Origin of the sequence: Paenibacillus turicensis (genome assembly GCF_050461185.1) — a bacterium.
GTDB lineage: Bacteria > Bacillota > Bacilli > Paenibacillales > Paenibacillaceae > Fontibacillus > Fontibacillus turicensis_A.
In genome coordinates this window covers 1-13,567 of record NZ_JBCMOR010000012.1, presented here as the reverse complement: position 1 = coordinate 13,567, position 13,567 = coordinate 1, and the positions used below count along the sequence as shown (strand labels likewise).

Below are 13,567 nucleotides of genomic sequence, written 5' to 3'. Positions count from 1 at the left end.
TTGAGCCTTAGTAGTAGCATAATAATTAAAAGCCTCACTTTTGATTTAAGCCAAAAGTGAGGCCAAAAAAATTAGATTAGTTCAGCAAATTTCAGAATGCGTTGCATTAATGCTGCTGTTTCCGCTCGTGTTACCGCATTACGCGCGTGAAGTCTACCCGTAGTATCGCCAGCCATAATGCCCTTTTCCACTAAATAACTTACGTTCATTTGTGCCCATTCAGAAACCTGATTAGCATCTTTATATGCACTTAGTGTATTGATATCTGTTATAGATGCATCAATTTTAGCTAATTTAATCGCACGAGCTAAAATAGCAGTCGCTTCTTGACGGCTAATGTGCTGAGAGGGTTTAAATGAACCATCATTGTAGCCCTTTAACAACCCATAGGCTGATGCTGTATTTACATACTCCGAATACCAGGCATCACTCGCTACATCTTCAAAGCCTTGTCCTTTTGCTGTCTCATCCTGCAATCCAAATGCACGAACAGCGATCGCAGCAAACTCCGCACGCGTAATCTCACGGTTTGGATCAAAGGTTTTCTCCGTCACACCTTCTACAACTAATCGAGAAGCCATTTCATCAATAATGTCCTTACCCCAATGATTTGCTGTATCTGCAAAGGTCTCTTCATTCCATATTAAAGCAAACGTACCCTCGCTTACTAAGCTGTTTATTTTTGCAAAGTATTGTCCTTCCAATTTTACAACTTGTGTAGGGACATGCATAAAGGATTTTTGAGATTGATCATAAATAATCCCCGTCGTAATTTTATTTGGATCATATCCTTCAGGCAATGCAATTAAACGTACTGCGTACTGGTCAAAATTAGGGACTTTCTTCTCTACCCCATTCATGCTGGAGGATACACCAAAGTTTACTGCTGAACCAATAACACTGTAGCCATCTTTAGTAGCGATGCTCTTCACATTTTGCATTACACTGTCTGACGCTTTAGACACCGTTACCTTATATTGAAGCTCTTTTAAGCTTTGCTCTTCATTATTTCCAGTTGTGAGCTGACTAACGCCGAGCTGTTTTACTGGTAATACATAACGTCCTAATTTCGTTTTAAGTTCAACTGAACCTTCTTTTTCATCTAACCATTTCGCAAGAGGACCTGGAATTTCAGTCACAGTTTGATCAACGTCTTCATTAGAATCGATATCTAACGATTTACGATTCGATTTGTTAAGTGTATCTTTTGCCTTATCCACATCCAATTTGATCGTTGTTTCCTTCTTACCATCCTTCTCTTGCTTCACTACCGTCCCTATTGATTCACCACTAACAGGGTCTTTTAAGTTATCACCTTTATTGACAGGCTGAGGTGTCCCTTGATTTGTTCCTTGGTTGCTACCTGTACCTCCACCGGAACCATTACTACCATTACCGCCGGATTCACCTGAGCCATTACCACCATTACCACCTGATGATCCACCAGGTCCTTCTCCATTACCACCAGAATTGGCACTATCTTTTACAGTAACCTCAATCATGATAGTAATATCCCTATAGCTGACTTTAATTTTTACTGTTCCAGCTGCCTTAGCTGTAATTAGCCCATTATGATCAACGGTTGCTATACTTTCATCTAAAGAAGTAAATACCAAGTCGTCTGTTAATGGCAAATAAGTGTCATCATCGTATACAGCTTTAATTACCGTTTGTTGTGTCTTTCCTTTTTCAAGCGTGTACTTATTGCTTTCTGAAGCTATATTAATAAGTACAGGCGCAACATTGCTCACCTTAACCGAGATTTCAACAGACACCGTTTTATATAAAACAGTAATCACTGTATCTCCCTCAGTATGCGCGGTTACTAGTCCATGCTCATCTACTGAAGCAATCTCGGAATCTGCTGAGCTAAAGGTTAAATCCTCTGTCACCACATCACGCGAATCATCTTCCTCATTTAAAACTTCTACTACAGTTTGATGCGTTCCGCCTACTCTAAGGCTATAGTTTGTACTATCCACATAAATTGGAGGATGCTCTAGCGTATGAAAGCTACCTTCATTTGAAGCATAGGTCACACCATAGAAATCAGTGGCATACGCTCTGTACGAATATGTGGTGTTGGGCATTAAATTATTAGCTTTTGCTGTAAATGTGCCAATGCCACTATTTTGACTTGCATATTTTACAGTTACATTAGTAGTAAGATTTTTAACCTCGATTCCTTGCTCAATCACTGGTTTTTTACCTGATACCACCAACTCACCATTCAGTTCAGCAACTGTTGAACCTTCAGATTTTACAGACCCTGTTGTCACAATCGGCGACGACTGTAGTGTCCATGTTTCATTAATGATTGGACTTCCTGATGAGCCGCCATAACCACCAAATGAAACAACCTGATCGTTTCTCTCATCGTAGACCATTCCGATATGTCCACGATTGTTCGTTACAATATTTTGCTGAGTCCAATTACTTCCATCCCAAAACCAAGTATCTCTAAGCTGCACATTGCCAGCACCATCTCCACCAAAGAGAATAATGTGTGCCCCATCATACGATAAACCATACCCCAAACGTGCAGGTGGAGTATTTGCAGTAGCATGTTGTGTCCAATCAGTTCCATCCCATGTCCAAGTATCACTTAGAAATTGACCGTTCCCATTTCCACCAAACAATACAACATTTTGATTTATTGGATCATAAGACATTTGTCCAAATGCACGTGCTGAAGGAGAATGTGCTGGATTTTTTTTAACCCAAGTATGATTTGCTCCGTCCCATACCCATGTGTCATTTAAGGTGTGCCATTCCTCTTCATTTGAAGTGCCCCCACCAAAAAGGACAACATTACTATTTTTATAATCATAAGACATAAATGGTATACCACGTGGTGGTGGGCTAATGAACGGATCTTGTTGCTCCCAATCCATCGTCTCCCAATTCCATAGCCAAGTATCGCCAAGTGAAATACCTACACCATCTCCACCAAACATAACAATACGCTGTGTAGCTTGGTCATATGCCATTCCACCACCACTACGAGGGGCTGGTAAATGACGAGTATCCACAGTACTCCAGTTACTACCGTCCCATATCCATGTATCATTTAACCGAATCTGATTTCCACCGACATAGCCACCAAACAGTAGTGTTTTGCCTTCCTTTTGGTCATATGCCATTAAGGGAGCTGTACGTTGACTTGGAGCATTTTGAGGAAAACGTTGATTCCAAGTGTAATTTTCTCCACTTCCAGATGTTTCTTGATCTGGTTCTATTGCTCCTACTAGTCCAGCATTTAAAGGTAATACAATTAATACACTCAAAAACAATACTATCATTTTAAAGCTAAGCTTCTTCTGCAACGGTCACAACCTCCATGATGTGAATATTAGTATAGAATATTAGTATATTAGTTCTAACGTAGCAGAAGAGGATACAACATTTTCTCAACATTTGAGTAGCAAAATTTAATATGTTGTTCCACTGACTAACCAAAATGGTAAATTCTAATGTATAATAATGACAGTGATGTGTAAAATACAATCCCAAATCCCATCCAATCACAAAATTCATCTGAGGTGCTTTATGCTAATTTCAGTATTTAACTATATTAAAAGTATTTTCTTTCACCCTCTGACGCAAACTATACTTCGAATATTCAGTTTTTTGTCGATGGTTACTACGATTGTAACAATAGGTGGTCTTGTATTTTACACTATTGGGTATTCTTTTCTATACGGATATTACTTTTCAGGTTCTATGGACTCTAGTATAAGCTTAATAGATCTTCTCATTAATAATATTCCTTTTCCTACTTACTCTGTGATTATAACTAGCATTGCGTTTACACTAGCTATCATTTTATTTATTTTTATTCTTTATAGTTTAAACCTTGGGATCAAACAGTTAATGCGTAAGGGAGAACGAGAAAACGGAATAGTACGTGTACTTGTAACCTTAATTGGATCATTTATATTTCACATGGGATTAACAACATTTTTTGTTGGGGATTTTTCCTCTCCATCTAATACTTTCATTAAGTTTAGTTTTATTTGGATTGGACCTTTTCTTCTTGCTATATCTATTTACTTCTTCACTCGTTATATGAAAGGAATATTTTCAACCTTATCTGGTTTTCTTTATGGAATAATAGGAATGGCCTTCTTAACCGTGTTTGTGGATAATCCACCAGAATTGTCAATCTTATTAATTTTTATAGTAGCACTTGTTTTAAGTTATTTTGAACACCTAATAAGGTTTTTCTGGTATAGGTCTATCCTATTTTTTCCAGCTATCTTTATTTTATTTTTGGTTTTCTTGCAGTTTATACCCTCTTGGAAACCAAGCCGTATCATTATCTTTAGTATAACAATTGTTATTTCAATAGTTTTAGGTTGTTTTATTGGTAGAAAGAAACATACAACCTCAAACGATTTAAAGCAAATACAAATAAAAAATAAGACCAATCAACCGAAATTTGGATCATTAGCTATTCTACTCACGATTGTCTTTCTGTCTTTTCTAGCCACAACTATACCTTTCTTGGCACAAAAAACAGGAATCTATTTTCGAGAGTCAACTCCGAGCAAAACTCGCCAGACCATTGTTTACGATAACAATAACTCTATTGATAATGCTACATTAGTAGCTGAAAGAGAAAATCTTTATTACATCTCGAGCGAAGATTGGAATTTAATAATACTGAAAACAGAATTCCTCAAGGTTGAGGAAACTCTTTCTTCCCATTTTCCACAAAATAATCTACCGCAGCCTGCTCAATAGCTAGCCCTTTCGTATAACGCTCCATAAATAAAGAAAAACCATCTACATCAATCGGATTAGGACAAACCTCTTGTCCTTCTCCATGCTTAAATACCTTATTGGTAAGGTAATACGCTAAGCCCTTATGCCTTTCCTTATTAACCATAAAGGAGGCCAATATTGCTATTCCCCATGCGCCACCCTCACCAGCGGTAGACATCACCGATACAGGAACATTTAGTGCAGCAGCACATATTTTTTGACCTACTAAGGGTGTTTTGAACAATCCGCCATGCGCCAAAATACGATCAATGGTTACCTGCTCCTTCTGTGTCAAAATATCCATACCAAGTCTTAGTGCAGCAAATGCGCTAAACAGATGTACTCTTATAAAGTTAGCCAGATTAAAATGGCTTTCTGGAGACCTGACAAAGACTGGACGCCCCTGTGTAAATCCTGTAATGTTCTCACCTGAATAATAGCCATAGCTAAGCAACCCACCTGCATCTGCGTCCCCTTCTAACGCTTTGTTGAATAATACACTAAATATCTGATCTATATCAGTTTTAAGCCCCATTGCTTCATAAAAATCTCGGAACAAGCCTATCCAAGCATTAATATCACTGGAACAATTATTAGCTAGAACCATACTAACCGGGTTGCCCTCCGGTGTGGTCACAATATCAATCTCAGGGTACACTGTAGACAAATCCTTCTCCATTACAAACATCGCAAAAATCGAAGTACCTACAGAAATATTACCAGTACGCTTCTCCACACTATTCGTAGCCACCATCCCTGTTCCCGCATCACCTTCTGGAGGGCACATTGGAATACCTGCTTGTAGGGTGCCTGAAGGATCTAACAGGCGAGCACCCGCTTCACTAAGATAACCAGCATTCTCACCCGCAGTATACACTTTTGGTAAAATATCTTTAAGCTCCCATGGGTAACCTTTATCAGCAATCAAATCGGCAAACTGCGCGATCATTTGTTTATTAAATTGCTTAGTAGATTGATCGATTGGGAACATGCCTGAGGCATCTCCTACACCCAGAGCCTTATTGTCAGTCAACAACCAATGGATATAACCCGATAAAGTTGTAATATACGTGATGTTGGCGACATGCCCCTCCTCGTTTAAAATCGCTTGATATAAATGAGCAATACTCCAGCGTTGAGGAATTTTAAACTGGAATTTATCCGTTAATTGTGATGCAGCAGTATATGTGGTCGTATTTCGCCATGTACGAAATGGAACCAACAGCTCACCAGCTTGATTAAGTGCAATATAACCCTGCATCATAGCAGAACATCCGATCGAGCCAATTTTTTGCAATGGCAGACCATAATTATTTTCAACCTCTTGCTTTAGTTGATGATAAGTTGTCTGTAATCCGATAATGGCTTCATTTAGATCGTATGTCCAATAACCATCAATTAATTGATTTTCCCACTGATAGCTACTAGAAGCGATGGTTTCAAAATTTTGACCAAGTAGTACAGCCTTAATCCGTGTTGAGCCAAATTCGATGCCAAGTGAGGTTTCTCCCTTGATTATTGCTTCTTTTCTATGTTCATCCATAATGCATTGCTCCTCTCTCATTTTGAATATTTTCATACAAATAACAGTAATAAAGTACATATTATATTCATTCTAAATCATGTAATTCTGCTCAAACTACATATTCATTTTTATAAAAAATACAGCTTATTTTTCTCTTTTAAGGAAGTGAAAATAAGCTGTACTAGTATGATATATCTATATATGCAAGTCACATTGAATCTATTTTCATTTTAAGCATATCAATCATGAATCGGTAGCATTTTCCGTTTACCATCTCGAAAGATTGCCAGTTCCTTATAACCTGCTTTGATAGCAGCCATATGGGCTTCATCAAGCAGCATCCCGATATCGTCAGGAAAATGGGAATCAGAGGACAAGGTTAACGGAACATTATGCTCTGCAAGCACAGATAAGAAAAGTGGGCTTGGACAGCTCTCTGCAATAGGATAACGGTAAGCTAATCCTGTATTAATCTCAGTAATTACATCACATTGTTTCATCACTTCTGCAATGCTATGGTAATAAGGCAATAGCTCTCTCTCATCGTCAGGACGGAAGCCAAACACTTTGAGATTGTCTGGGTGGGCAATAATATGAAATAGTCCTGATTCACACGCTTGCCTAAGCAATTCATAATACTCCCCATACATCTGAACAGCATCTCTGCCTAAAAATTCATCTTTTGTTTTACGATTATCAAAACCCCATCCATCCATAAAATGAACCGAACCAATCACATAATCCCAATCATAGGCTGATAATATCTCACCTAATTCCGCCTCTCCACCTTGGAAAAAGTCAGCCTCGATGCCAAGCGCTAAGTCTGGACGTGTACGCTGAGCCTTTTTAATAAAGTTTACAAAGTCAGGTAATGAGACCACACAAACTTGGTCTAACCATTGCTGTTGTAGCTTACCTATAGGACTATCATCAAGCAGCATGTGCTTTTCATAATAGGGACGACATTCCCGAAAGCGATATAAATGATCGACAATGCCAAACTGCTTAATTCCTCGCTCCCGTCCTTTGATTAAATAACGATCTAACCACGCCTCGCTAAAGCAACCCTGCGCTATACGTTCAGAAAGATGTTGTGTCATTGCTTTCGCATAATGCTGTCCTAGTTCTTCATTCGGTTTAGGTTCTGTTGTTGCTAATGCCTGCAAAGTACGAGATAACCATTGTAATGAATATGGGCCTTCTTCTAGATGAAAATGGAAATCAACCTTCAATATATCTCAACTCCTCTTCACTCTTGATCTGAGCCTTTACTTAACAATGTTTGTAGGTGCTAGCCCTATTCCTTTTTTTCCGCCACAAATATAATCATTGCATCCTTATCATTAAATGCTGCTCGATTCCAGTGACTATATTCAGCCTGAATTTCAAACCCATGATTAACTAACAATTTGCGAATTTGTTCTGGTTCCGTAAACAAGCATAAAATATTTGCAGTGGTCTCAAAGTTTTGGAATTTTCGCACCGTCGTCCATTTCATAATATTACTTTGTGGATCAAATCGTTGTTCTCCCCCAACCTCAACGGGGTTACCCTCCACATCCTGAAACGTATGCCAATACTCATATTCACAATCTTTCAAATCATTTCCATCGGGATTCCGAGTCTCAAAAATAAATTTCCCACCTGCTTTAAGCAGCTTGTTCACATTTTGCAGTAATAAGTTTTGATCCTTTTCATTTAAAAAGGCTTGAAAAGCGTTGCCTGTTAAATATACAAAATCGTATAGGATGGTCGAGGTAAAGGTTATTGCATCACCAACAAAAAAGCGTGCATTGTCAACCTTGTTTTTTTGCTTGGCATATTCGATCATATTTGGCAATATGTCTGTCCCATCTATATTTACACCTTTTTCAGCAAGATATAATGTCGTTAAGCCTGTACCACAAGCTAGCTCAAGCACATGCTCGTGTCCCTTTGCCTCCTGTAGAAAGAATTCATACTTCTCCCATTCTCCACCAAACTCTGCATCATAGTTTTTGGGGTCAGTATATTCTTCCGCATTAAAAAAAGTCATAGGCTCCTCCCATCAATTACAATTATAGGTCCTTCAATAATTAAAATTATACCAATCTGTATACGCTAGTGCATGCTCCTTTATTTTTATAATTATTTTTTCCGTAGGCTTCATTAATCAGTGAATTCACTTTCAATCTACTTTCTTCACGATAGATCTCTGTATAGGTTTTGTTCGCAAATTATTGTTTTTCCTTAGCTTTAATACAAATCCCTCGAGTGCTGCTGCATTAACAAGCATCGTTCCTGCAAGAATAGTGACAATTCCTATTAGGGTCAATCCATTCACCGTCTCATTGTAAAATAACACGCCTACTCCAACAGCAATTGGTGGAGCAACATACAGCCATGTTGAAGGAAAGACAGGATCTGTTTTGGCCACAAGCCAATAAAACAAGCTGTGACCCACCATCGAACCAATCACAGTTAAGTATAATAATGATAATGAAAATGGGAGTGAAAATTGAGCTGCCAAGTCTAGCTTTTCCGTTGCCAGAGATAACATTAAAAGTAATAGACCACCGTACATCATTTGTGCCGCATTTAGTGCAATTGGGGACACTTCTGCTAGCTCGTTACTTACCTTTTTAGAAAGAACAGCGCCTACAGAGTAACTTATTTCACCTAAAAGAATAACGATGCAGCCTATAAACCAAAGTGTTGAAACCTTTAATGCTAAATTAGGTAAAACAAGCAGTAACACACCAGTTAACCCCAAAATACATCCAAACAACGAAACAGCAGATGCTTTTTGACGCAATATAAAGGTTTGAAGTAACAAAATCATTATTGGCCCTGTTGCCGATAGAACAGCAGCTAAGCCTGAGGATACATATTGCTCTCCCCAATAAAGCGCAGCAAATGTGCCGAAGGTCAACGTCGCACCTGTGAGCAACATTTCCTTTCGTAGCAATAGCTTAAAATCAGCCTTCCCCTTCCAAACCATCCACAAAAACAAAAGTGTTCCTGCAATAAAAAACCGTAATCCTGCTGAAAAGAAAGGCGGCGCCCCTGCATCTACCCCAATTTTAATCGCTAAGAAGGTCGTACCAAAGATGAGACAGACGAGACCATAAGCCAGCATAATCATATTCATTTCCCCTTTGAAATCCATAATGTAACCCTGTGAAATCTATATTTCAACCATTATAAAGGAGCATGAATAGAACAGATGGAATGGAACAGAACAGTTTAGCTAATATTACTGTATAATACCTTAATAAAGATGTACTAATCACGAGAAGTTAAAAGTGAAAATTTGTTAAAAAACCATTGGAAGACATAATAAGAATGATGTTCTATTCTTAAAAAAGGAGCTGGGCGTTATGGAGCTATCGTCACAAACTGAGCATAATCCACCATTGTATCAGCTTATATTTGAGCATATGCTAAAACGTTTGGAGCAAGGGGAATGGCAGGCACATGACAAGCTTCCATCCATCCGTCACTTAGCTGTAGAGCTTGAAGTTCACCGTTTGACGGTATTTCGGGCTTATAAAATGCTGTGCGAGACAGGCAAAGTGTATGTCAAAGATAAATCTGGTTACTATGTATCCCATATATCACCAGTAACCTCAGTTTCCCCAGTCAAGATTTTAACGGAGTTACCTTCTCAAATGGCTAATCTTCCTAATACTAATTTTACGATAAATTGTATGGCTACTAGCAACTTGCCTACCCACAGCTTTTCTGAAATCCAACGAATTCCCGCTACTTACCAGTTTTCTCAAGCATTAATTGATCCTGGCTTACTCCCTAACCTGTATCTATCAGACTATGTGAAAAAGGTGTTTGACCTCTACCCTAAGCTGATGGGAACCTATGCATCGGTGCAAGGGGATGAGGAATTGAGGGTAATGCTGAGCCAACATTTCCACGAGCAAATGGGAATACAGTTAACTGCGGAGGAAATGCTTATAACATCTGGTGCACAGCAAGCCATACATCTGCTTGCGGAAATGTTGGTTGGACCGATGGACGCAGTATTAATTGAAAGACCTACTTACAGCATTGCGATGGATGTCTTTAAAAGTCGTGGCGCTCGGTTACTACCCGTAGATATCACCGAAGAAGGATATGACCTTGAACAACTGGAGGCATTGATTCACAAATACAAGCCCCGCTTGTTTTATATGAATCCAACACATCAAAATCCAACTGGCTATACCGTTCCGTCATGGCAACGCAAACAACTCGTAGAGCTAGCTGAACGTTACAACTGCTTGTTAATTGAGGACGATGCTTTTCACGATATATATTTTGCTGAGGAACCCCCTTTGCCGTTATTTACTTATGATACGTTTGGCAAGGTTGTCTACATTAGAAGCTTTAGCAAATATGTTGCCCCAGGTCTGCGCATTTGTGCTGTCGCCTGTCGCAAACCGTTGATAGATTCGCTGGTCTCCGCTAAGTCATTAGTAGATAACGGAACACCCCTTTTGAACCAAAAAATCTTTCTTCATTATTACACCTCTCCTCGCCTGCAGCAGCATGTAGGTAAGCTCCGAATTGCCTTGCAAATTCATAAGGAGATTGTGGAAAAGAAATTTGCCGCGGCAGGTTGGCAATGGACATCACCGCAAGGTGGGCTCAACCTATGGGCGAAGTTGCCTGATGGGATAACGGCTCAAGACCTACTTCAAGTGGCGGTTGGACAGTCTATTTCATTTATGCCCGGCCCTCTGTTTGATCACTTAGGGAAGTTTGAATCATGGGTGCGGCTTAGCTATTCGTTTACGAATGAGACAGTGTTGCGTGAGGGCGTGGAGAAGTTGATTAGGTTGGTGGAGAGGCTTGGGGATGAAGGAGATAGTTTTATTTCATTTCATTAAGCTCCTTCGTTTATTTTTTTCTGAACACAAAAAAGCTCATTCCTACTCATGAAGCAAGTTAGAATGAGCTTTGAAATTTTATCAAGTCTTTAAATTCTTGGTGTTTGTTTTGTTAGTTGTATTGTAAAGCTTTGTCGTTGTATTTATACATCCATAAATGAGTTTAATCCATATAACTTTCAGCAATTTGAATATGACTATTTAAGTCCAAATCTGGGTATCTTTCATCTAACAAATATAATAGATCAATGAATTTTCTACTTTGCAAATTATACGCAACATCTTCAAATACTTCACTAAGTAACAAAAGTTCAGTTTTTGAACATTGATTAAAAAAAGCTAAAGTTAAATCCTCATCTTTACTTAAGAGTTCAATTAATTCTGTCCATTTTTGTTTAATCGAAGGATCGTTATCATCTAGCAACGCACGTGCTCCTAAAACTGCTCGCACTTTTTCATAAAACATAAAAGCTGACCTCCAATATTAATTAAGGTTGTAACATATTGTCTGGAAAAATTGTCCCTATTTCCCCATTTGTTTTAATTACACCAACACGCACCCCACTGTATTCACCAAAAATAGGTACTCCATCTGCTACAGTTCTAAGTTCAGGAATATTAGCTACATACTCACCCGCTCTACGTATTTTTTCTCTAGTCCAATCTTCAGGAAACCATGCTTGTCCTATACCAGTCCTCTTACCCTTTGTCTTATGACCCGGTACATTACCTACCCTAACTTCATTGGAATATGTCATTTCAATATTATATTCAATTCCGTGACTCTCAAGGAAATTTATATTATCTTGACCATGTCCACCACCACTCATTTTAGAAATATCTCCCGTTCTAGGGTTTATTGTAAACTCTCCCAAGTTTGCATGATCTAATGAGTTATTGCTTACTACAAGATTTTTTGTCCCCCATACAACACTTCCATCCCCATATTGCTCCTTAAAGTACTGATTCCACTCTTCTCCGGTTCTAGGTACCTTTGCTTCTTCAAAAACCTCACACCCTAATCGTGCCAACCCCAGCGGATCAACATATCTCACTGGATCACCATTCACATACGCATAGCGATTAAACGTCTGTCCTTCGGTTATGTTACCTCTAATGACATCCCGATTCAAAAACCGCTTCAGCTCTGGATGGTAATATCGTGCTCGCATATAGTATAGCCCATTGATATCATGCATGACACCATCTCTACCGTTATACTGAAACGGTTGCGATGTTGATCCCTCGAAATGCTCTACTTCGCCATAGGTTCCATAGGCATATCGGTCTGTGACCAAGCCGTGCTCATTCGTTAGGATGGTTGTGCTACCCCGAATATCGCTATGATAGCTTTGATACTTCCCTGTCCCTACATCTTCTCTACCTATTAACCCAAGTCCATATACGTAACGAGCAAGGACATTCCCTTCACCATCTAACTCCATTAATAATCGACTAAATCGACTTGAATCGTCCACAACATAGCGTGTGACTTTTCCACGCCAAATGCTTTCAATGCGTTCATTTCGCCAGTTATACCGATATTTCATACGGCCAGTTTGGATGAGGCGGTTACGAGCATCGTATTCATAAGCTGCCATTTTCTCGCCATCAGTAAAGTATAACAGGTTCCCATCGGCATCATGCTCTGTTGGGTAGTTGCCAATACGACGTAGGCGATTATCTGCGCTATAGCTGAATACAGACATTGAGTTAGACGAACCTTGACTTAATTCACCTAGTTTGTCGCCTAAGTTTGTTGCCTTTGATTCTATTACTCCTCTTGTTCCTTCAATTCCAAGTCCCGTCTCTGTGTCTACTTCCTTCTGCTCCGTCAGGTTCCCACCAAGATCATAATGATAATACGTAATTTTACCTTGGTTCGCTCCACTAACTAAGCGGCGAAGCTGATCATACGTATATTGCTTGTTTTGCTCTCGTACAATTTGACCCACTTCATTATACTCATATTTTAAGTCCTGGAGCATAATCCCCTGCGCAGTGACATCCTGTTGGCGAAGAAGCTGACCTAAGACATCATAGCTTCGGCGTTCGCGTGTCCCATTTGGACGGTGGGTCTCGATCACACGTCCATTGGCATCATACCGATACCGTGTTAATCTGCCTGCCCAATCCTTCACCTCCGTCAATTCCCCTGCTAAGTTATAGCGGTATTCCACCACTTTCCCATCCGGATATGTCAGATGTGTAAGGTTACCGACTTCATCATACGCATAGCCAATTCGCTTACCCCATACATCCCATTGCTCGATCAATCTACCTAAAGCATCATAGCTACGACGGATAGTCTGTGTGCGTTCTTTCCCCTGATCTTCAGTTTGGAGTGAAACCTCTTGCTTCTGCTTTGTTTTCCATGCTCCAACCTGGCCTGAAGTTAGGCTGACCGTTT

General features: G+C 39.4%; 9 protein-coding genes. 2 read left to right on the top strand and 7 right to left on the bottom strand.

The window, feature by feature from the left end; all coding sequences use genetic code 11:
* Positions 1-71: 71 nt before the first annotated feature.
* Positions 72-3,326 carry an S-layer homology domain-containing protein gene (locus ABE099_RS16200; RefSeq protein ID WP_430032127.1) on the bottom strand — a complete coding sequence of 1,085 codons (3,255 nt, stop codon included), beginning with the start codon at positions 3,324-3,326 and terminating at the stop codon, positions 72-74.
* A 223-nt stretch (positions 3,327-3,549) separates the two neighbouring features.
* Here ABE099_RS16200 and ABE099_RS16195 point away from each other — a divergent pair, with 223 nt between their 5' ends.
* The gene (locus ABE099_RS16195) at positions 3,550-4,746 is read left to right on the top strand and encodes a hypothetical protein (protein WP_430032126.1); all 1,197 of its coding nucleotides are present in this window, start codon (positions 3,550-3,552) and stop codon (positions 4,744-4,746) included.
* Here the strand turns inward: ABE099_RS16195 and ABE099_RS16190 are convergent.
* The 4 genes from ABE099_RS16190 to ABE099_RS16175 all read right to left on the bottom strand — a co-directional run bounded on the left by ABE099_RS16190 (position 4,682) and on the right by ABE099_RS16175 (position 9,416).
* Positions 4,682-6,310, bottom strand: coding sequence for a xylulokinase (locus tag ABE099_RS16190; protein WP_430032125.1), 1,629 nt, complete (start codon positions 6,308-6,310; stop codon positions 4,682-4,684). The genes ABE099_RS16195 and ABE099_RS16190 overlap by 65 nt on opposite strands.
* Before the next feature lie 221 nt (positions 6,311-6,531).
* On the bottom strand, positions 6,532-7,524 hold the full coding sequence (locus tag ABE099_RS16185) for a PHP domain-containing protein (RefSeq protein WP_430032124.1): 993 nt from the start codon (positions 7,522-7,524) through the stop codon (positions 6,532-6,534).
* Between the two features lie 65 nt (positions 7,525-7,589).
* Positions 7,590-8,327: a class I SAM-dependent DNA methyltransferase gene (locus tag ABE099_RS16180; RefSeq protein WP_430032123.1), complete on the bottom strand. Its 738-nt coding sequence runs from the start codon at positions 8,325-8,327 to the stop codon at positions 7,590-7,592.
* Between the two features lie 132 nt (positions 8,328-8,459).
* A complete protein-coding gene (locus ABE099_RS16175; RefSeq protein ID WP_430032216.1) occupies positions 8,460-9,416 on the bottom strand; it encodes a DMT family transporter in 957 nt (318 codons plus the stop codon).
* A gap of 235 nt (positions 9,417-9,651) precedes the next feature.
* Between ABE099_RS16175 and ABE099_RS16170 the strand changes: the two genes are divergently transcribed.
* Positions 9,652-11,157: a PLP-dependent aminotransferase family protein gene (locus tag ABE099_RS16170; RefSeq protein WP_430032122.1), complete on the top strand. Its 1,506-nt coding sequence runs from the start codon at positions 9,652-9,654 to the stop codon at positions 11,155-11,157.
* Between the two features lie 163 nt (positions 11,158-11,320).
* On the opposite strand, the gene ABE099_RS16165 is transcribed toward ABE099_RS16170, so the two are convergent.
* On the bottom strand, positions 11,321-11,623 hold the full coding sequence (locus ABE099_RS16165) for a hypothetical protein (protein ID WP_430032121.1): 303 nt from the start codon (positions 11,621-11,623) through the stop codon (positions 11,321-11,323).
* Between the two features lie 22 nt (positions 11,624-11,645).
* Positions 11,646-13,567, bottom strand: a 1,922-nt coding sequence (locus ABE099_RS16160) for an RHS repeat-associated core domain-containing protein (RefSeq protein WP_430032120.1), incomplete at its 5' end; no start/stop codon positions are given.

Bases quoted from the DNA above. Each gene is read 5' to 3' on its own strand.
- ABE099_RS16195 (WP_430032126.1), top strand. From the start codon at position 3,550: ATGCTAATTTCAGTATTTAACTATATTAAAAGTATTTTCTTTCACCCT.
- ABE099_RS16190 (WP_430032125.1), bottom strand. From the start codon at position 6,310: ATGGATGAACATAGAAAAGAAGCAATAATCAAGGGAGAAACCTCACTT.
- ABE099_RS16180 (WP_430032123.1), bottom strand. From the start codon at position 8,327: ATGACTTTTTTTAATGCGGAAGAATATACTGACCCCAAAAACTATGAT.
- ABE099_RS16175 (WP_430032216.1), bottom strand. From the start codon at position 9,416: ATGATTATGCTGGCTTATGGTCTCGTCTGTCTCATCTTTGGTACGACC.
- ABE099_RS16170 (WP_430032122.1), top strand. From the start codon at position 9,652: ATGGAGCTATCGTCACAAACTGAGCATAATCCACCATTGTATCAGCTT.
- ABE099_RS16165 (WP_430032121.1), bottom strand. From the start codon at position 11,623: ATGTTTTATGAAAAAGTGCGAGCAGTTTTAGGAGCACGTGCGTTGCTA.